Origin of the sequence: Polyangium mundeleinium, assembly GCF_028369105.1 — a bacterium.
GTDB lineage: Bacteria > Myxococcota_A > Polyangia > Polyangiales > Polyangiaceae > Polyangium > Polyangium mundeleinium.
In genome coordinates this window covers 7,491,578-7,512,296 of the sequence record NZ_JAQNDO010000001.1, presented here as the reverse complement: position 1 = coordinate 7,512,296, position 20,719 = coordinate 7,491,578, and the positions used below count along the sequence as shown (strand labels likewise).

General features: G+C 69.7%; 11 protein-coding genes and 1 pseudogene. 6 read left to right on the top strand and 6 right to left on the bottom strand.

Going from position 1 to position 20,719, the window contains the following annotated elements; all coding sequences use genetic code 11:
• Positions 1-2: 2 nt before the first annotated feature.
• Entirely contained in the window at positions 3-1,268 is a 1,266-nt protein-coding gene (locus tag POL67_RS29835; RefSeq protein ID WP_271923229.1) for a cytochrome P450, read from the bottom strand.
• 133 nt (positions 1,269-1,401) lie between these two features.
• Between POL67_RS29835 and POL67_RS29830 the strand changes: the two genes are divergently transcribed.
• Positions 1,402-3,021 (top strand): right-handed parallel beta-helix repeat-containing protein, encoded by a 1,620-nt coding sequence (locus POL67_RS29830; protein WP_271923227.1) that lies wholly within the window; start codon positions 1,402-1,404, stop codon positions 3,019-3,021.
• On the opposite strand, the gene POL67_RS29825 is transcribed toward POL67_RS29830, so the two are convergent.
• The 4 genes and pseudogenes from POL67_RS29825 to POL67_RS29810 all read right to left on the bottom strand — a co-directional run bounded on the left by POL67_RS29825 (position 3,022) and on the right by POL67_RS29810 (position 10,095).
• On the bottom strand, positions 3,022-4,227 hold the full coding sequence (locus POL67_RS29825) for a metallophosphoesterase family protein (protein ID WP_271923225.1): 1,206 nt from the start codon (positions 4,225-4,227) through the stop codon (positions 3,022-3,024). It abuts the gene before it with no gap.
• A gap of 956 nt (positions 4,228-5,183) precedes the next feature.
• A pseudogene (locus POL67_RS54325) lies at positions 5,184-7,976 on the bottom strand (metallophosphoesterase); the annotation flags it as partial.
• Between the two features lie 689 nt (positions 7,977-8,665).
• On the bottom strand, positions 8,666-9,292 hold the full coding sequence (locus POL67_RS29815; protein ID WP_271923223.1) for a serine/threonine-protein kinase: 627 nt from the start codon (positions 9,290-9,292) through the stop codon (positions 8,666-8,668).
• Positions 9,283-10,095: a serine/threonine-protein kinase gene (locus POL67_RS29810; protein WP_271923221.1), complete on the bottom strand. Its 813-nt coding sequence runs from the start codon at positions 10,093-10,095 to the stop codon at positions 9,283-9,285. Before POL67_RS29810 ends, POL67_RS29815 begins: the two co-directional genes overlap by 10 nt.
• 319 nt (positions 10,096-10,414) lie before the next feature.
• Here POL67_RS29810 and POL67_RS29805 point away from each other — a divergent pair, with 319 nt between their 5' ends.
• The 4 genes from POL67_RS29805 (at position 10,415) to POL67_RS29790 (ending at position 17,828) form a co-directional block, all read left to right on the top strand.
• Positions 10,415-11,257 carry a hypothetical protein gene (locus tag POL67_RS29805; protein WP_271923218.1) on the top strand — a complete coding sequence of 281 codons (843 nt, stop codon included), beginning with the start codon at positions 10,415-10,417 and terminating at the stop codon, positions 11,255-11,257.
• 89 nt (positions 11,258-11,346) lie between these two features.
• Positions 11,347-15,420 carry a serine/threonine-protein kinase gene (locus tag POL67_RS29800; RefSeq protein WP_271923216.1) on the top strand — a complete coding sequence of 1,358 codons (4,074 nt, stop codon included), beginning with the start codon at positions 11,347-11,349 and terminating at the stop codon, positions 15,418-15,420.
• Positions 15,421-15,535: 115 nt separating this feature from the next.
• Entirely contained in the window at positions 15,536-16,813 is a 1,278-nt protein-coding gene (locus POL67_RS29795) for a protein phosphatase 2C domain-containing protein (RefSeq protein WP_271923214.1), read from the top strand.
• Positions 16,782-17,828 carry a hypothetical protein gene (locus POL67_RS29790; protein ID WP_271923213.1) on the top strand — a complete coding sequence of 349 codons (1,047 nt, stop codon included), beginning with the start codon at positions 16,782-16,784 and terminating at the stop codon, positions 17,826-17,828. The genes POL67_RS29795 and POL67_RS29790 overlap by 32 nt, the downstream gene beginning before the upstream one ends.
• Here POL67_RS29790 and POL67_RS29785 read toward each other — a convergent pair.
• Positions 17,825-19,333, bottom strand: coding sequence for a phytoene desaturase family protein (locus tag POL67_RS29785; protein WP_271923211.1), 1,509 nt, complete (start codon positions 19,331-19,333; stop codon positions 17,825-17,827). The genes POL67_RS29790 and POL67_RS29785 overlap by 4 nt on opposite strands.
• A gap of 92 nt (positions 19,334-19,425) precedes the next feature.
• Here POL67_RS29785 and POL67_RS29780 point away from each other — a divergent pair, with 92 nt between their 5' ends.
• The gene (locus POL67_RS29780) at positions 19,426-20,718 is read left to right on the top strand and encodes an MFS transporter (RefSeq protein WP_271923209.1); all 1,293 of its coding nucleotides are present in this window, start codon (positions 19,426-19,428) and stop codon (positions 20,716-20,718) included.
• Position 20,719 lies beyond the last annotated feature (1 nt).

The following is a 20,719-nucleotide window of genomic DNA, read 5'->3' as shown; positions in this document are numbered from 1 at the left end:
GCTCATCCCGGCGGATCCCAGGCGAGCTCCAGCGATTCGAGGCGGCGGGCGGTGGCGCTCGGGAAATAGGAGAACGTCTGATCCGGGACGAGGCGCAGGCCTGGGAGGCGCTGGGTCAGGACCTCCAGCGCGATGCGGCCTTCGAGGCGCGCGAGCGGCGCGCCGATGCAATAATGAATGCCGTGCCCGAACGCGAGATGCGGCGTCGTCCGGCGAAGGTCGAACCGGAGCGGATCCTCGAAGCGGCGCTCGTCGTGGTTCGCCGAGATGTAGGCGATCTGCAAGCGCTCGCCCTTTTTGATGGGCACGCCGCCGACCTCGACGTCTTCGAGCGCCGTGCGGTACATCGCGTGAATGGGCGAGGCGACCCGCAAGACCTCCTCGACGATCGACGGGAGGATAGCGGGATCTTTCCGTGTGGCAGCAAAGAGCTCGGGATCCCGGGCGAGCTCGAGCGCCGCGGCCGCGATGAGGCCGGCCGTGGTCTCGTAGCCCGCGAAGAGGATCTGGAGGAGCATGTTGACGAGCTCGGCCACGCCGAACGGCGGATCGAGGGCCGCCGCGCCGGTGACGATATCGGAGAGGGCGTCGTCGCGGGGGGTCGTCCGGCGGTCCTCGATCGCGTCGGCGAGGTAATGCTGGAAGGCGACGAAGCCCCGGGCGTGTTCGAGGAGCACGGGGAGGGGCTCGTGCCCTGCGAAGATCGCGGTGCTGTTCGTGGTCCAGCGGTCGACCTGATCGAGGTGCTCGCGGGGGAGCCCGAGGAGGTCGACGATGAAACGTCCGGGCAATGCGATGGCGAATGCGTGCACGAGCTCGACGTGGCCCTTCGCGACGAATCCGTCCACGAGCCGCGTGGCGATGTCGCGGAGGATCGGCTCGAACGCGGCGAGGCGGCGGAGCGAGAGGGCCTTCGTGACGAGGGCGCGGCCGCGCGTGTGGACGGGGGGATCGCTGTCCACGAGGCTCGGAAGGAGCGGAAACCCCTTCATGAGCTCGGCGAGGAGCTCCGGCGGGGGAGGCGTGGTCGCGGCTTTGGGCGTGATCGAATCGAGCGACGAGAAGCGCGCCGCGTCTTTCGCGACGGCGCAGACGTCCTCGTAACGCGTCACGACCCAGAGGCCGAGCGAATCACTGAAGAACACGGGCTCGTCGCGGCGAGCGCGCGCATAAAAGGGGCGAGGATCGTCGAGCATGGGCGAGGCGAGGGGGAAATGCTCCTTGCCGCAGGGGGACCCTCCTCGGCCCGTTGAACGGGATTCGGACATGAATGCCTCCGTGGCGCGTGGCGTATCGCCGCGCGCGGCTTGCTGTATGCGTAGGCACTGAACCACGAGGGAGCGACGCCGGTCCAGAAAATAGGTATGCTGCGGCCCGCGTAATGCGGAAAGGTAGGGCGGCATGATGCATCGATGGTTCGTGGTGGCGCTTCTCGGCGGGATCGGGCTCCTCGCGTGCTCGTCGAATGGTACGGGCGCGAGCGGAAGCGGAGGCGGTGGCGCGGGCGGAAGCGGAGGCGGAAGCGGCGGCGAAGGCGGGGGCGGAAGCGGCGGCGGAGGCGGTGGTGGCGGCGGCGGTGGTAGCGGAGGCGGTGGTAGCGGAGGCGGCGGCGGCAGCAGCGCATGTGATCCGGCGGCGGGGACCTATTTCGTCTCGAATACGGGCAACGACGGGAATTCTGGCACGTCGGACAAACCATTTCAGCACATCTCTCACGCCGTGGATGTCGCCCAGCCCGGCGATACCGTGGTCGTCCGCCAGGGCACGTACAACGAGCTCGTCGAGTTTCCACGCTCGGGCGCGCCCGGGGCTCCGATCACGGTCCGCGCGGCCTGCGGCGAGCGGCCGATCCTCGACGGAACGGGCCTCGTCGGCACGGGGGAGCCGGCGCTCTTTTCGGTCGTGGATCAGGGGCACATCGTGGTCGAGGGGTTCGAGATCCGGAACCTCACGGGCATGGGCGGCTTCCCCGCGGGCATATGGGTGCGCGGCGCCTCGCACGACGTCGTGATCCGCGACAACGTGATCCACGACATCCAGGCCGAGAATGGCGGCGACGGCGCGGGCGCGCACGGCATCGGCGTGTACGGGACCAAGACCACGCCGGCCGAGCGAATCTCGATCGTCGGCAACGAGCTTCACGACCTCGTCCTCGGCTGGAGCGAGGCGCTCGTGGTCAACGGGAACGTGCGTGATTTCGAGGTGCGCGACAACCACGTCCACCACGTGAACAACATCGCGTTCGATTTCATCGGCTTCGAGAGCGACGTCTGCGGCGCCTGCTCCCAGAACGACGTGATCGACACGGACAACGTGAACCGCGTCCGCCAAGGCCTCATCGTCGGCAACCTCGCGCACGACGTCACGAGCTACGGCAATCCTGCTTATGGCAACGAGAAGGCCGCGGGCTGCTTTTACGTGGACGGAGGGGCGGATCTCGTCCTCGAGCGGAACACCGCGCACGGTTGTGATCTCGGCGTGGAGCTCGCGAGCGAGTGGTTCGGCAAGTCGACGCAGGGCATCGTGGTGCGAAACAATTTCCTCTACGCAAACGACGTCACATGCATCGCGACCGGTGGATACAGCAGCGGCAACGGCGGCGGGGGCGGAGCGGCGAAGAACAACGTGGTCGTGAACAACACGCTCTTCGATTGCTCGCGAGATGGCTGGGCGGACGCGGCGATCCTGCTGCAGAACCGCAACCAGGGCAATATGTACCAGAACAACGTCGTGGTCGCGACGATGGGCACGAGCGTGGTCGCCGTCGGGGGCAGCGGCAACACGGGGAACGTGTTCGATTTCAACGTCTACTTCGGGGGCGGCCTCGACGGCGCCACGGGCGGCGCGAATTCGCTCACCGTGGACCCGAAGCTCGTGGATCCGGCGAACGGCGATCTGCACCTTTCGCCGGGATCTCCCGCGAAAGACAAGGGGAGCGGGGCGCTCGACGTGGGCGAGGTGGACTTCGACGGGGACAATCGAAAGAACGGCCCGGTCGACATCGGCGCGGACGAGCTCTGATCAGCCCCACCGCACTTCGTAATGGGCGCGCCTCTCGCCAGGCTTTTCGCCCGGCCACGTAGACCAGGGCTCCCAGATGCCCTCGTCCTTGCGCAGCGAGCGCGTGTCCACGCGCATTCGCCCGAGATCCCGCGGGATCGTGATCAGGTTGTAGAGCCGCGGTACGGACGCGGGGCGGTGGTCCGCCGGCGCGCCGAAGCTGCCCGCGCCGACGACGTGGAGCTTTCGCGTGGGGTGCAGGTAGCCCACGAGATCGGCGCGATCCTCGTGGACGTGCCCATGCAGGACGGCCCGGACGTCGGCGCGGCGCAATCGTTCGAGGAAGGCGTCGTCGGCCATCTTTTCATTGCCCGTGACCGGGTGGTGGAAGACGGCGAGCCGCAGGACGGAGGCGTTCGGGTCGAGATCCCCGCGCTTTCGCGCCTCCTCGACCTGCCGCTCCGCCTCGGCGAGGGCGCGGGAGAGCGCGCCAGGGTGAATGGCCGAGCGGTCGCGGTGGTATTCGTCGATCTCGAAGGCCGAGTTCAGGGCGAGGAACTGGAGCCGCTCGGCCGGGAAGAGCAGGGCGAGCCCTTGCTCCTCGGGGCTCATCGGGTACTCGCGCAGGCAAAGCGGGTGGTAGAGGTGGCGGGAGAAATGACGGAATCGATCGGGGTACCGCGCGTCGTCGCGCACGAGGTAGCCGTTCTCCTGCTCGACGAAGCTGCCGGGCGCGAGGCGCTTCGGATCGACGGCACGCCGCTTCTTGAAATCGTAGACCTCGGTGTCCCAGTCGAGATCGTGGTTGCCAGGCACGACGATGCAGCGCTCGGCGGTGAGGCCCGTGGCCTCGGCGAGGCGCGAGAGGAAATGGCGCGCGGCGGCGAGTTCGCCGGGGCTCGCGCGGTTCGAGAGGTCGCCGGAGACGACCACGAAATCGAGTTTTTCGAGGGCGAGCCCCTCGACGCGGTCGCGCAGATCCGTGAGCAAGGGCTGGAGCAGGACCTCGGGATCGTCGCCCTCGTGGAGGTGCAGGTCGCTGAGGTGCAGGATCCGAAGGGCGTGGGGGGTTTGTCCGAGGTGACGCGCGCGACGGCCATGGCCATGCGCGCCGCCTCGACGCTCTCCTCGCGCCGGCGCTCGGCCTCGCGTCGCAGCGCGAAGATGGGCGCGGCGAGCGCGTCGTTTCCTTCGGTTCGCGGGACGAGCGGGGTGCGGGCGTCGCATTCGGGGCAGCCGATGTCGGAATGGCCGCCGACGAGGCGGCTCTTGACGGTGTCCTCGGGCAAGACATACCCGCACGGGCAGCGGACGGAGACGCGCTCGACGAAATGGACGCCGCGCTGCTTCATGTGATCTTCCAGAAACCCCGCGAAGAGGCGCCGCACCTCGTCGGGCGTGTCCGAGGAGAAGGCGACTTCGAGCCCGCCGCGCGCCTTTCCGCCCGGGGCAAGGGCCATGGAGAGCCGCGACAGACCCTCCCCAGGGAGGCCAAAATCGGCGCGGCCAGGGCCGAGGCGCGCGGGGCCAAAGCGGCGGCCGAGGGCGAGGGCCGTGACGGCGGAGGCATAGACCTCCGAGGCGGGGCGGCTCATTTCGTAACGAATGGCGGCCGGGAGGGGTGCAGCGGCGGGATCGGCCGGATCGGCAGCGGGTGTGGGGGCCGGGAAGAGGGCAGGGAAGACGAGCAAGCCTTCGTGGAGGAAACACATGCCCTGTTCGAGGAGGAGCGCAATGACGCCGTCGAGGACGCCGAGCTCCTGATCTTTGCGCAGGCGCTCGCCGGGCGGAATGCGCGGGAATCGCGCGGCAGGGCCGAAGAGCGTGGCGATGGCGAGCGCGGGAACGCCGTGCGGATTGTCGCGCGCGAGCAGGATCAAGGAGCCGGCATACCGGGAGATCTGTTCGACTTCGAGGACGAGCGCGCGGGTTCCATCGGACAAACGAATGTCGGCGACGAGGCCCTGGCGGGCGAGCTGGGAGGCGACGGCGGGGATCGCGACATCGAGCTCGGTGTCGGTCTCGTCCTGGGCCACGCTGGCCTGGAGCTCGAGGAGCGTGAGCACGGCACGGCCGGCCTTGCGGGCGCGCTCGACGTGCGCGCGAATGCGCTCGAAGAGGACGGGGCGGCTCGTCGGGCCGAGCGAGGACCAATCGATGGCGCCGAGGATCGCGCTCTTCAATTCGGAGATGCCGCGTCCCGTGCGGGCGCTCGTGGGCACGTACGCGAGGGCGCCGGTGCGGGTACGGAGGCGCTCGCTTCCGGCGCGATCCTCGGGGGCGTGCTCGGAATCGTCGAGCTTGGTGCCGACGAGCAAGCGGCGGGGAGCGCCGTCGTGCTCGTCGGTATCGCCGAGGTGATCATTCCAGGAGACAATCTCGTTTTCGGCAGCCTTGCCGCGGCCGGGCTCGAAGACGAGCACGGCGAGGGAGGTGTCCCGTAAAAAGAGGGGGTGGACGAGGCGATATTCGTCCTGGCCGCCGAGATCCCATACGACGAGCTCGCGGCGGTGGTTTTTCGGGACAGGCGTGTCGCGGGGGAGGCGCGCGCCCGCAATCGGCCAGAAGCGCATGCCGTGGGTGGAAGGTTGCTCCTCGTAACGATCCTCGGCGAGGCGGAGGGCGAGGCAGCTTTTTCCAGCGCGGCCCTCGCCGAGGAGGACGACCTTGGCGGTGGTGGTGTGGAGCGTGGTGGAGGAGGGGGCGCGGCCGCGGAGGGCGTCGATATCGATGGAGAAGAGGGCGAGGTTGCCGGTCGGTGAGGGAATGGCGAGCAGGGGCTCGGTGGGGGAGAAGACGGCGCCTGCGAGGTAATTCGTGGAGGATCGCAAACGAGCGACGGGCTCCCAGGTATCGGTGCGCCAGAGGAGGACGAGGCCGTCGCGGGAGCGGGAGGCGAGGAGGCGGCCGTCGTGCGAGAAGGAGAGGCTCGTGACGGCGGCGGGATGGCCTTCGAGCTTGGCGAGGAAGGCGCCGTCGACGAGGCTCCAGACCGCAATGGTGCCGTCGTCGGCGGAGGAGGCGACGTGGGGGGTGCGGGGCCGGAATGCGAAATCGAGGACGGCGCCGCGGTGGAAATGGGCGGCGCGGGTGAAGCCGTTTTGCGGCAAGCTGCCGGCCGGGATCGTGGAAATGGCAACGAACCCGTCACCCTTGCCACCGGAGACGAGGAATTCACTGTCGGGCGAGAAGGCGAGGGCGAAGATGCCTTCGGGGCAGAAGCCGTGATCGAGGTGGCCGAGGGGGGAGAGCTCGTCCGCGTCGAGGAAGAGGATCTTGCCGTCGGGCTGGCCGACGGCGAGGATGTTTTCCGGGGACCAGGCGAGGCTCGTGCCGGAGACCTCGTGCAGGGCGCGGAGGCATTCGCCGTTCGACGCATCCCACACGGAGAGGTTTGTCCCGGCGCGTGTGGCCAGGCGGCGCCCGTCGGGGGAGAAGCAGAGGTCCATCGCGTCGGAGCCGGCGCGCGCGACCCAGCGGTTCGCTTGCGTGTCCGCGTCCCATACATGGATTTTGCCCCAAAACGAAATGGCGGCGAAGGCGCCTCCGGCGGGCGAGAAGCGGACGCGGGCGAGCGGGCCGCGGTCGATGGGCAAGGAGCGGAGGAGCGTGAATTCGGAGGGGAGGTTGGCGGAAGCGGGGGCGGCCGCGGGAGCGGGGGCGGACGCGGGAACGAAACCGGAAGCGGAAGCGGGGCCGAGGCCGCGGGTGGCGCCGGGGGCGCGGCCGGGGACGGGGGAGGGGACGGGGGAGGGGGCAAATGCGGCGACGTACGCGGTGATGGGCGGCGGGCGAGGGGGCGGCGGGGGGCCGGCTTCCTTTTTTGATTCGAGCGGCTCGGGCGCGGGTTTGGTAGCGGGCATGGCCGCGGGCTTGGCTTCGAGTTCGGGAGCGCATTCCGCGGGGAACGGCAATTCGAGGGCCTCGTCCTCCGCCACATCGTACGATTTCGCCAATTCGGCGGGACGCTGCCGGACGAACACACGGAGGGGCTCGTCCGGGCGTGTGGAGGCGGGGCCCTGGAAATGCGGCTCCATGCTCGGGGAGAAGCCGAGGAGGCGGGGCCAGAATGCAATCGTGCCGGTGTCGAGGTCGAGGCGACCGGCGGCATACCCGTGGCGTCGGTCGGCGCTGACGCCGCTGGAGAAGGGAAACGTGGAAAAGAGAGGCGCGTGAGGGGCGTCGCCCACCAGGGGCGCGCCGCCGTTGAGGCTGCCCGCGAGGTGGAGCGCGAACCGGCCGAGCGGCGCGAGGTCGGTCGAGAATCGCGCGAGCGCGCGCGGGGAGAGCCCGGAGGGCGGATGGTGCGTGAGCAGGAGGCAGGCGTCGTGCGAGCGGGCCCACGCGTCGAGGTCCCCCGCGGCCGCTTCGATCTGCCGCGGATCCAGGTCGAGCGCGCCAAAGGCGCCCCCGGCGAGCTCCAGAAAGGCCGTATTGATGCCTGCGACGCCGAAGCGGTGGCCGCCTTTCGTCACGGTCGCCGCGAAGTCGCCCGGCAGGAGGCCCTCCTTTGCGGCGACGTCGACGGAGGCGGGTCGTTGATGCCACCCAGCCATCCACCGACGGAAGGGGGCGAACGCGGCCGTGACCACTTGTCGGCTTCGATGCGTCGCGTCCTCGAAGAAGGCCTCGCGTGTCTTGGGGTCTGCCTCCCAGGTGGCCGGGTCGGGGGCCGCGCTCGCTGTGGTGCGAACGAGGTCCTTGTTGCCGGGCACCGCGAGCAGGGCGGGGCGTGAGCCGAGGCCGGCCAGGAAATCCTGGAGCGAGGCGAGCCCCTCCGTGACGATCTCGTATTCGGTCTCGGTGCCGGTCGAGGCGAGGTCGCCGGTCACGAGGAGGAGGTCGAACGAGCCGCCTCGTTCGTGGAGCCAGCCGAGGTCCCGCTCCATCTCCTCGCGGTAGCGGGGCCGCTGCCAGAGGGTTCGGGCGGCTCCGACGTGAAGATCGCTGAGGTGCAGCCAGCCGAGTCCGGCCATGTAGGGGCTCCCGGGGGGTGTCGACCGGCGCCCATCGTATCCCCCGCCCCTCGCGTCCGGCAACGGCGGCGGGGGTGCGATGGTGAGTTTGTCTCGATAAACTGATGGTTTGGATACGTGCTGGTTGTTATGGATTTTATCTAACCAATGTGTAGCTGTGTTGGTACTATAACGTCGTGCTGCCAGTCCAGTGAGCCTGGTTTGTCAAGATATACTGATAGGCTAATCACCATTTTGTACCGATCGGTTACGTCGGAGACGGAATTTGCGAATTGTGTTCACCCAAACGTCTTGCTACCAGTACTTTGGGGCCGTTTTTTCCTTATCGGCAGCGGCCTCCGCGGGGTCCTCGTGGGTCTCCTGGGGCCTTTTCCGGTCCTCCGGGTGTTTAAGGCCCGTTTTTTTGCCGATTTTGCGTCATGGAGCGCCGCGAATTTTGACGCGTCGCATTGTAGAGCATTGTGGTTTATATTTAAAAATAGATTGTCCAGTAAAACGTGTTTCCTGTAAAACCGTATTAATGATGGTTGGATATGTTTGTCATGGTAATTGTTGTTTGTGTGGTATGAGAATGGAATGTTATGCGCGACCCTTGCGCCGGACGGGCGTCGCAAGGGTCGCGATGGATAGGATTGAAATGTGCGGGGAATCGAATTTCCGAGGGACAGAGCGCCCCTCGGTTTTCTTTTTCAGGCCGCGCTGCGGCTGACGAGGACGAGCGGATCGGGGCCGGGCGCCGCTTCGAAGCCGCCGAGGCCGTCGAGCAGCTCCCACGTCGCGCACAGGTTCGCCGTCTCCTCCGACGAGGCCCAGTCGCCCGTGCGCGCGAGCGGTCCGCCGACGATCTCCGGATCCGCGTCGATTCGCTCGCGCACCACGACCTCGCCCGCATGCGCAGAGACATTCACGTGCACGCGTGGATCCGATCCCGAACGCGACGCGAGCGCCGTATGCAGGTCGAGCGCGAAATCAAGCGTGGCCTGCCGCTCGTCCTGCCAGCGCGCAGGATCCCGCGGGAGCAGCCGCAAGCCGAGCACCTCCGCGCTCGTGCTCGTGCACAGCGCGAAGCCCGCGCTGCGCATCCGATCCTCGGCGCTCGCCAGGATCCGCTCGATCTCGGCCGCAAAAAGATCCGGCGCGTCCTCGGCGTCCGCGCGGAGCCTTATCTCGATGAAGAGGCCCACCGCGAAGCGCGGGAGCTGGTGCGAAGACGAGCGCAGCGTGCCCGCCGAGGTCGCGTGGCGCAGCGCCCGCACGAGCGCGTGCACCGATTCGTACCGGCGCTCAGGCCGTTTTTCCAGGCACTTCAGCACCACCGCGTCGATCTCGCGCGAGACGGGGACACGCTCGCTCGGGCGCGGCGCGGCTCTTCCAGGTGCTTGCGCACGAGCTCGCCGGGGAACGAGGACTCGAACGGCAAACGGCCCGTGAGCAGGCGATAGACGAGCGCGCCGAGCGCGTAGACATCCGTGCGCGCGTCGACCGGCGCGCAGAGGAGCTGCTCGGGCGCCATGATCGTGAGCGTGCCGATCTGCCGGTTCACCGAGGTCAGGCCCGCGCTCGACGTGCCCGGATCGACGAGCTTCGCGATGCCGAAATCGAGGAGCTTCACGCCGCCGAGCCCGCCCGTCGCCATCACGTTGCTCGCCTTGACGTCGCGATGAACGATGCCCGCCGCGTGAGCGGCGCCGAGCGCGGCGCAGACGGGCTCGAGGATCTCGAGCGCCTCTTCTGGGCCGAGGCGGCCGCGCATCGAGAGCAAGACGTCGAGCGTGACGCCAGGCAGATACTCCATCACGAAGAACGGCGTGCCGCAGGCGAGCGCGCCGACTTCCTTGATCTCGACGATGTTCGGATGGCGGATGCGCCGGAGCAGCTCGACCTCCCGGACGAACCGCTCGATCATCTTGGGCAGCGGCGCGAGCGTCGGATGCAGGACCTTGATCGCCACAGGCTCGGCCCGGCCCGCTGGATGCGCGCGGTACACCGAGCCACACCCACCTCGCGCGACGAGCCGGTCGATGACGTAACCACCCACGGACGTCCCGACGGCAAGGGGGACATCGTGATCCCCGCCGCCGCTCACCACGCTTCCCCCGAGAAGCCCTGATCGACCCATCTTGCCCTCCCCCGGTACGATCGCGATCCCACGCCACGGGTATGACCCGAAATGCGCCGTATCGGCAACCGATTTCCGCGCTATCCTCGCTCTCCGGAAGGCCGCAGGATCGCTGCGTTGCGTGATCGAATCAGGGTACGCACGGGCCTGATGGGGCCGCTCCCGATCCCCCGACCCTAGACGGCCATCAGGGTGATTCCCGACGCCCTCGTCGAGGGTTTCCCGTTCGCAGGACGCCCGTACTCCAAGTTCGTCGTGTCCTGTGCCGGCTCCGTGTTTCGCGCTATCGTGAGGGGAATCTCTGAGACGGGGGGGGTACATGTCTCGGAAATCAATGGTCGCGTTTTTTCCGTTCATGCTCGTGGCGGTCGTGCCGGTCATCGGTTGCGTGGGGGCGCCGGGAGACGAAGAGGTGGAGAGCACCGAGGTCGTGGGGGAGGCGACCTTCGGGATAAACATTCTAAACGCGCTCGTTCCCGAGGCGCTGACGGCGGGTGGGGACTTCGCCAAGGCGCGGCTTTCGGTCGACGCGATGGTGCCGGGGGCGCGCGCGGCTATCACGTCGCCCTCGGAGCGGGGGCGGCTCGCGCGGATGTTCCTCCGATATGCCGTGGGCTGCGCCCTGGGGCCGGGGCAGGTGTTCTCGTTCTCCTGGACGGACCTGCACGGCGTCGGCCACAACGAGTCGTACCGGGGCATCGCGGGGCTCGCCCCGTCGTGGGAGCAAGCGCCGCTCGACGAGGTGGGTCAGCAGTGGGTGTCGGCGTGCCTCGGCGCGCGCACGAATCGGTACGGCCGGGCCGTGGAGATCTCGATGCAGGGATCCGCGGACGCGCTTGCGGAGCCGGCGGACGAGGAGATCCATGAATTCACGTACGAGGAGGGGGCGTTCTGGGGAAACCTCTTCGTTCCGGAGCCCTATCTGCGCACCTGTTACAACCCGGCGAACGTGGGCCGGGCCCGGAGGACGTCGCGTGATTGCGCGGCAGGCCTCCCCGGAAAGGGCGACGAGGACTGCGGTATCATGGAAATCATGGGACCCTGCGCGGAGCAATGCGAGCCACTCGGCGAAGGCCTGTACCATCCAGGCTGCGCCGCACCCGAATCTGGGGTTCCTTCCGCGGTGAAAACCGAGTATGTGATCACGGTTTTCCTACCGTAGAGATGACCACTCCACCGACGCCGCCGGAGCATGACGCGACCGTCCGCCAAGGACGGAAAGGCTCGCGTTGTGCTTCGTGCGGGAGGCGGGTGGGGGCCTCCGGGTGCCCGGAGCATGGTCGCTCGCTGGAAGGGGACACGGCGCCCGAGCTCGCGTCCGAGCCCGAGGCGCCGCTGCCCGAGTTTCGCGGATACCGCACCGAGCGTATGCTCGGCCGCGGCGGGTTTGGCATGGTCTATGCAGCCGTGTCGACAGCGCCGCCGAATGTCGGGCGCCGCGTAGCGATCAAGCTGGCCCGCGACGATCGGGCCGGCGCCGCGCAACGGCTGGCCCACGAGCTCGTGGCGCTGCGCCTCGTGGGACAACCGCACGTGCCCGAGGTGCTCGACGCAGGCGTGCTCGCCTCGGGTTCACCCTACATCGTGATGGAGCTCGTCGAGGCGAGGACGCTCGCGGAGATCCTCGTGGCCCGCGGAGGGGCGCTGCCCCCGGCCGAGGCCTGCGCGATCACGCGCGTCCTGCTCGCGTCGCTGCGCGCCGTGCACGACGAGGGCCTGGTCCACCGCGACATCAAGCCCGAAAACATCCTCGTCGCGGAGCCGCCCGGCCGCGCGACCGTGCTCGACCTGGGGCTCGCCCGGCGCGAGGGCGTGATGCCGGCGCGCACGACCCCGCCCGAGGAGGGCACCATGGTCGGCACGATCGAGTACATGGCGCCCGAGCAATGCGAGGGCCGTGCCGAGCTCGACGCGCGCGCCGACGTGTATGCGGTGGGCGTGATCCTGTACGAGATGCTCGCCGGCCCGCCGCCGTTCTGGGGGCCACCCGCGGCGGTGCGGGAGGGACACCTATCCCGCAGGCCCGCGCGGCTCGAACGTGCGGCCGGCGCGCCCATCCCGGCGGCGCTGGAGGACATCGTGCTCCGGTGCCTGGAGAAGGATCCGGCGGCGCGATACACGAACGCGAGGGCGCTCGACGAGGCGCTCGCGGCGATCCCCCTCGGGACGGAGCCCGAGGTGCGGAAGGCCCCGAGGAGCCCCGGGGACCCCGCGACGAACGGGATTGGAAAACCCCAGCCCGTGGATCGGGCGTCGTCGGCTGACGCGCGACCGAGGTCGTCCGATGCATCGGCGAGCGAGCGGCGGACGGTGGCCTTGCTGCACTTCACGTCGCAGCTCGATCCGATCGCGCTGCAGGGGCGCATCGAGCCGATCGGCGGGCACGTGATGCGCGCGTCGAGCGGCCGGTACGCGGTGGCGTTCGGGCACGAGGCGGACGAAAACCCGGTGCGTCTGGCGATCCGCGCGGCGCAGGATCTCGTCGCGCGCGGGATCTGCGAGCGGGTGTGGATCGATCTCGCGAACGTGTCCGTGACGTCGCGGCCCGACGGATCGAAGCGGCTGCTCTCGCCGCACCTCGCCCGGATCGGGCAAGCGCCGCTGCCCGCGTCGACGGCGCCGATCCTGCTCTCGCCGGCGGCGCGCGGCGTGCTGACGGAGGCCGATCTCTCGGAGCTGCTCTCGCTCTTCGGGGCGAAGACCGTCGAGGAGAGCGAGCTCTCCGGCGCGGAGGATCCGACGACGCGGCTCGGGCACGTGGGGCCGCCGCTCGTCGGTCGGGACGATCTGCTGGAGACGCTCGCGCTCTCGGCGCTGCGCTCGGTCCGCGAGGGCGTGCCGTCGGTCGCGGTGATCGTCGGGGATCCGGGGCACGGAAAGAGCCACCTGCGCAGGCTTTTGGTCGAGCGCATGCGCACGCTCGTGCCGCTTGGGGCGGTGGTGGATCTCCGCGCGCCCGAGCCCATCGTCGGCGGCGGCGACAGCGTGCGCGACCTGCTCTCCGCGGCGCTCGGCCTGCCCGCGTCCATGCCCGCGGAGGGGCGCAAGGCCGCGCTGCGCGAGCGCCTCGGCCCGGCGTCGAGCCCCGAGGCGGAGGCCGCGCTCGCCCTCGCCCTCGGCTGGGTGGGGCCGCCGCGCGGCGACGAGACCACGGACTTTCCGGGCCTGCGCGCCCTCGAAGCCGCGCCCTTCGCGCTCGGGGCGACCCTGCGCGTGGCCGGCGGCGAGGCGCTCCGGCGGCGCGCGGAGCGGACGCCGCTTTGCGTGGTGCTCGACGACGCGCAGTTCGCGGACGAAGCGACGCTCGGCATCCTGGAGCACGCGACGCTCGCGGAGGCGCGGGCGCCGATCTTCGTGTGCGCCCTCGGCCGGCCAGTGTTCAAGGAAAACCACCCGTCCTGGGCCGAGCGCGCCGCGCACCGGGACGTCTTTGATCTCGGGCCGCTCGATCCGCAGAGCGCCGCCTCGCTGGTGCGCGCGCTGCTGGCGCCGGCGGAAAACGTGCCGGAGCTCGCGGTGCGAAGGCTCGTGGAGCGGACGCAGGGGATCCCGCTCCTGCTCGTCGAGCTCGTGCGTGGGCTCAAGGGCGCCGGGATCGTGCGCCGGCACGAGGGCGGCCGTGGGTTTTACGTCGCGACGGACGAGCTCGATCGGGTGCCGGATCTGCCGCTCATCGAGTGGCTCGCGCACCGCGAGATCGACGCGCTCTCGCCGGCGGAGCGGGCGCACGCCAGGCTCGTGGCGACGGTCGGGGCCGAGGTCACGCCGGAGGAGATTTCAGGCATTCTCCGCGGGATCCTGCGCCGCCTCGATCAGAGCGGCGAGTCGAGCGAGTTCCCGCTCGACGCGCGGATCGGCATCGAGCGGCTGCTCAACACGGGGGTCCTCCGCCGGCAGCGCCACGGCCGCGTCGGCTTCCGGCACGCGCTCGTCCGCGAGGCGATCGCCCGCGGCGTCCCCGAGGCGCTGCGCCGCAAGATCCACCTGACGTGCGCCGAGTACTACCGCGACGCGCCGGGGCCGCCCGAGGGCCCGCCCGAGGAGCAACGGCTGCCGCAGCTCGCCTACCACGCGGCCTGCGCGGGGCTCTGCGACGTGGCCGAGGCGGCCTACATGGCCCTCGCCGAGGCGGCGCGGGCGAGGCATGCGTACGTCGACGCCGAGCGCTTTTACACGCTGGCGCTGGAGCAACAGGCGAGCACGGGGACGCGGCGCGGCGGGGCGTACCGGGGTCGCGGGCTCATGCGCTACCGCGTGGGCCGTTACCACGACGCGCTCGCGGACTTCGCCGAGGCGCGCGCGGCGGCGAGCGCGGCGAGCGACGAGATGGAGATCGTCGAGATCCTGCTCGACGAGGCGACGGCGCTCGACTGGATGGGCGAGCACGCGGCCTCGCGCGACAAGGTCCACGAGGCGCAGGTGCTCGTCGCGGGCCGGGCGACGCCGCTGCTCTCGGCGCGGATCCGGCTCGGGATCGGGCGCTCGCATTATCGATTCTCGCTCAAGGAAGAGGCGCTCGACGCGCTCACGCGCGCGGCGACCGAGGCGGCGGCGCTCGGCGAGGCGGGGTACGAGACGCAGGTGATCGCCCTGCTCATGCTGGGCTACCTGGAGCAGGGCATCGGCCGGCACGCGGAGGCCGAGCGTGCGCTCGATCGGGCCGTCACCTTGTGCGACGCGCACGGCGACGCGCTTCACCTCGCGGCGTCGATCAACACGCGCGGCGTTCTGCGCGGGTTCCAGGGCGAGCGGCAGCGGATGATCTCGGACCTCGAGAGGGTCATCTCGCTCGGCCGCGAGCTCGGGCAGGACTACATCGAGTGGACCGGCCACTTCAACCTGGGTGAATGCCTGTATCTGATGGCCGAGCTCGAAGCGGCCGAGCCCCACGTGGCCCAGGCGCGCGCCATCGACGAGCGGCCCGTGGGCGGCGAGCCCCGCACGGCCAGCATCCTACTCCAGGCGCGGATGCTGCTCTACCGGGGCGACATCGAGAATGCGCGCGCGCTCGCCGCGCGGGCCCGCGGCGGGACGTCTGCGCCGCTCACGGTCCCCTCCGACGACGTGCTTTGCTCGATGATCGAGCTCGCGGCCGAGGACGCGAGCGAGGAGGCGTGGGAGGCGCTGGAGGCCCGCTCGGAGCGGTACTCGATTGGCCAGGAGCGCATCGAGGTGGTCGAGGCGCGAGGCCTGTCGGCGTTGCGACGGGGGAGGCGGCGTGAGGCAGCGCGTCATCTCGACCGCGCGCTCGCCCTGTCGCGGCAGATCCCGAACGTGATTGGCAAGCGGCTGGCGCGGCACCTCGCCGAGGCGATGCGCGACTAGCGCCGCGCGCGGCCGCTTCGCCGGGGCCGGTTTTTCCACACAACCTGCGGGTGGTCGTAGTAGAAAAACCGAGGGGGCGTCCGGTACGTCGCGCGCCGCCCGGGGATCTCCGCCCATGCAGCTTTGGACCGCGATCGCACTCGCCCTCGGTGTCGTTCTCGTCGGAGCCGCCGGTTTTCTGCTCACGCGGCCCAAAACCTTGCCCTCGGGCAGCAAAGGCGAGGGCAAAGGGGAAGGGGACAAGCCGGGCGACGCGCCCGAAGCGACGGCCGTCGCCCGCACGAGCAAGCCCGCGCCGGAGCGCACGAGCAAGCCCGCGCCGGAGCGTTTGAGCAAGCCCACGCCCGAGCGCACGAGCAAGCCCGCGCCCGAGCGTTCGAGCAAGCCCGCGCCCGAGCGAACGTCCTCGGACAAACTGCTGCCCAAGATCGCGGAGCCGAACGAGGACGAGGATGACAGCGAGTTGACGGTCATCACGTTGAGCCCGAAAATGCCGCGGCTCTCGGACCTCTCGAACGACGACGAGCGCGAGGAAGAGGAGCACCCGGATGCGCCCGCAAAGCCCATCGTCGTGGACGACGACGCGGCCGCGGACGAGCCGACGCGCGCCTCGCCGTTCATCCTCGTGAGCGCCGCGGGGCAAACGGACAAGGGGCAGAAGCGCAAGAACAACGAGGACAGCTACGTCGTCGTCGACGAGCACGGCCTCTTCGTGGTGGCCGACGGCATGGGCGGGTATGCGGGCGGCGAGATCGCCAGCGCGCTCACGGTCGAGGTGATCGAGAAGGCGTTCAAGGCGCAGACATTCGAGGGCCCGGCCTACGAGAATGTGCCGCGGCGAGGCCGGGAGCTCGCGCGCACCATCCAGATGGCAAACAAGGCCGTCTTCGAGAAAGCCGCCGGGGACCCGATGCTGAAGGGCATGGGCACGACGGTGGTGGCCGCGCGCTTCTCCCTGAACAAGCAGCGCCTCTACCTCGGGCACGTGGGTGACAGCCGCTGTTATCGGCTGCGCGAGGGGAAGCTCGAGCAGATCACCACGGATCACACGATGGCCGCGCTCGGCTTCACCGGCCCTGCGTTTGCCCACCGTTTGAACCGCGCGGTGGGCACGCAGCCATCCGTGGAGATCGATCTCATCATCGGTCGCCCGCGCCCCGACGACGCCTACCTGCTTTGCTCCGACGGGCTTTCGAAGATGGTGCCCGACGAGGAACTGCGGCAGATCCTGGTCGAGACCAAGCACCCGCAACAGGCCATCGACCAGCTGATCGCCCGCGCCAACGAGAAGGGCGGGCACGACAACATTACGGCGATCCTGGTCTGCGTGAAGAAGCCGGCGGAGTACATTCGATCGCTGCGTGAAGCCCCTCCGGCGGAGCAAGCGAACTGAGACGATCGTCGGCCGGCTTTCGCTCGCCGCGGTAGGCGCGCTCTTCATCGGCGCGGTGTCGTTCGTGGCCATGCGCGATTTCAGCGCGCCCGCGATCTCCGCCGCGGTGCACCTCCCCGCGTTGCCCTCGGCCCCGCCCCCGCCGCCGCCCAAGGCCGCGCCGGAGGCGGTCGTGGAGCCACGAGCGCGCGCCGATCACCAGCTCTCGCGCGAGGGCTACACGCTCGTCTCCGCAGGCGCGCTGTTCGTCCCGTCGTCGTTCGCATCGGCCGATGGCACGTTCGACCTCTTGATTCATTTCCACGGCAACGCCGAGCTCGTCGCGGAGAGCGTGGCCGCAGCGGGGCTCTCGGCACTCGTGCTCGTGGTGAACGTCGGCGTGGGCTCAGGCGCGTACGACACGCGGTATGGGCCGCCGGGGATGCTCGATTTCGACCTGGCGCGGGTCGTCGAGACGGCCTCCGCACGCGGGCTCCGCGGTGCGCGGCTCGGGCGGCTCGCGCTCGCCGCATGGAGCGCCGGATACGGTGCGATCGGGCGGATCCTCGCGCGAGACGAGGCGTTCTCCCGTGTGTCGGCGGTGCTGCTCTGCGACGCGCTCCACTCGAACCTCGTGGACAAGGGCAGCCGCGAGGTCGACATGGTTCGGATCGCGCCCTTCGTGCGTTTCGCGGACAAGGCAGCAGCCGGCGAAAAGCTCTTCGTCATGACGCACTCGGAGATCGGCGAGTTCCGGTACGCAACCACGACCGAGACCTCGGACGCGCTCCTCCGCGCCCTCGGCATCGAACGCTCCCGCACGATCGGCTGGCCCGATCGCCCAAGTTTCCCCCTGGCACGCGCCGTCATGTCGACCGAGCGCTGGCTCGAACAACGCAGCGAGGCGCAGCGAGGAGATCTGCGCATCGCGGGCTATCGGGGGGTCAAGGAAGACGACCACATCGCGCACCTCGCGCAGATGTCGTCGACCGTGCTTCCTGCACTCGTCGAGTACTGGAAGCGACGCCGGGATTAACCTTCGTCCCGGAGCGCTGCCTCTGCCGCATTCTTGCCGCAGGCGCCGTGCACGCCGGCGCCTGGGTGCGTGTACGAGGAGCCGAGGTAGAGCGCGCGGATCGGCGTTCGATACCGGAAGTACGGGAAGACGGGGCGGAAGAAGAGCTGGTGCTGGATCTGCGCCGAGCCGCCGCCGAGATCTCCGCCGACGAGGTTCTCGTCCATGGCTTCGAGGTCTGGCGGCGTGACGAGGACCCGCGCGAGGATGCGCTGCTTGAAGCCTGGGGCGAGCTCCTCGATGCGCGCCTCGATGCGATCGGCGAACGAGGGCGCTGCTGCCTTCCAGCCGCCCGGCAACGTCGAAGGGACACGCGAGTAAGCCCACAGCGTGTGCTTGCCTGCGGGCGCGCGCGTGGGATCGGCGAGCGTCTGCTGGCCGATGACGAGGTAGGGATCACGCGGCAGCTCGCCGCGACGCACCTCGGCTGTGAAGCGCGCGAGATCGTCGAGGCTGTCGCCTGTGTGCACCACGGCTGCGCGCGCGGCGTCCTCGCACGACCATGGCACCGGGCCCGAGAGCGCCCAGTCCATCTTGAACGTGCCGAAGCCGTACTTGAAGTTGCGCATCGACTCGGTGAGGGGCGTGGGCACGAGGTCCGGATCGAGCAGACGCAGGTAAAGCGCGGGCGCCGAGGTGTCGGCGATGATCGCGCGATCGGCCTCGATCTCCTCGCCTTGCTCGGTGATGACGGCGGCGGCGCGGCCCTCGCGCACCACGATGCGCTTCACGCGTGTGCCCGTCCGCACCACGCCGCCGAGGTCCGAGAGCCGCTTCAGCAAGGCCCGCGTGATCGAGGCTGCGCCGCCTTCGGGGATGGCGAAGCCCCCGCTCGACGCGAGCATGGCCAGCATGAAGCCCACGATCGCGCCGAAGGGATCGTCCGGGCCGACGTCGGTGTGCAGCGCGAGCGCCGGGAGGATGCGGCGCGCGGGTTCGGTCTTGAACGTCCATTCCGCGTACCCGCGACCACTCGACGCGGCCACGGCCGCGAGCCGCAGCAGGTTGGCCGGCCCGAAGCGGAACATCGGCCCCAGGGCTGGCAGGGTGGACAGCAGCGCGTCGAGCAGCTCGTCTCGGGTCCGCGCGTGCCAGCGCGCGAGCTTTTCCCAGGCGGCTCCGTCCTCGCCGAGGCTCCGCTTGCTCGCTTCGAGGTCGCGCCCGATGGCTGCGCACGTGCCGTCCTTGGCGGGGTGGGCGCTGTCGAGGGGCGCGTGGCGCCAGACGAGCCCGGCTTCGGGCAGGTCGAGCGGGAGCAGGGCGGGGCTCGTCGTGCCGAACGGGAAGAACGCGGCGCCCACGTCGTGCAGGAAGCCGGGCAGGGTGCTCTCCTCCGTCCAGACGGCGCCGCCGGGCCGGTTTTGGGCTTCCAGCACGAGCACGGACCACCCGGCCTGGGCGAGGTAGTTGGCGGCCACGAGCCCGTTTGGACCTGCGCCGATCACGATCGCGTCGGGGGTGATCATGGAGTTTTGTGTAGCACGGTGAGAAAGGACCAGGTTGTCCGGTCGTGATCTGGTAGCGGCCGAGGCGCCGCCGCGCGTACCCTCGGCAAACGATGAGCCAAGGCCCTCTCGAGCCCTATGCGCCGCCCGTCGCGACCGAGCGAGTCCCGCCGTCCGGCGAGCGTGCCGAGGACGCAGCGACGCGTCGAGGACGGTGGACTGCGTGGGTCCTCACGTGGGTCTCCTACGCGACGTATTACTTGGGGCGCAAAGGGATCAGCGTTGCGAAGGCGCCCATCATGGAGAGCCTCGGCAAGGACGCGCTGCGCAACGTTGAGACGGCGTACCTCGCGGCGTACATGGTCGGCCAGTACGTGAACGGCATGCTCGGCGATCGTGTGGGGGCGCGCCGGCTCGTGGGCGTGGGCATGCTCGTCTCGGCGGGCGCGTGCTTCGCGTTCAGCGCGTCGAGCGTGGGGATCGCGTTTCTCGTCGCGTTCCTGGTGAACGGCTTCGCGCAATCGTCGGGCTGGCCGGGCAATGTGAAGGCGATGGCCGAGTGGACGACGTCCGAGAACCGCGGCCGCGTGATGGGCGTGTGGGCGACGTGTTATCAGGCCGGCGGCATCATCGCGACCTGGTTCGCCACGTTCATGCTGAGCCTCTATGGCTGGCGCGCGAGCTTTTGGGCCCCGGCCGTCGTCGTCGCGCTCGTTGGCGTGCTCGTGCTCCTGTTCCTGAAGCCGGGGCCGGGGGCGGTCGTGGTCCCGGTCGCGGGCGCAGGCTCCGCCGCGGTGGCGGAGACGCAGCGGGCGGAGCGGAACCGCGTGCTCAGAAACCCCACGGTCTGGTTTTATGGCGCCTCGTACTTCGGGATGAAGCTCATCCGGTACAGCATCCTGTTCTGGCTGCCGTTTTACCTCACGACGGCGCTCCATTATTCGAAGACGGGCGCCGGGTACATGTCCATTTCGTTCGAGGTCGGCGGCGTGCTCGGCACGATCGGGATGGGGGCGCTCTCCGATCGATATCGCCACCTCCCGCGCTCCTGGTTTGCCGCGGCGTGGCTCGTGCTCCTCGCTGGCGCGCTCTTCTTGTATGCGCAGCTCGGCTCCACGGGCACCGTCACCAATTTCGTCGTGATGGCGTTCGTCGGCGCGATGCTCTTCGGGCCGGACTCGCTCATCAGCGGCGCCGCGGCCCAGGACGCGGGCGGAAAGTACGCGGCCGCCACCGCGCTCGGCGTCGTGAATGGAGTCGGCTCGATCGGGGCGATTCTTCAGGAGTACGTCACGCGTGGCGTGAGCGAGCGCTACGGGTGGGACAAACTGTTTTACGTCTTCGTCGCGCTTGCGGTGTTCTCGGCGGTGTGCCTGGTCCCGACGTTCCGCCCGCGGAAGGCTTGAG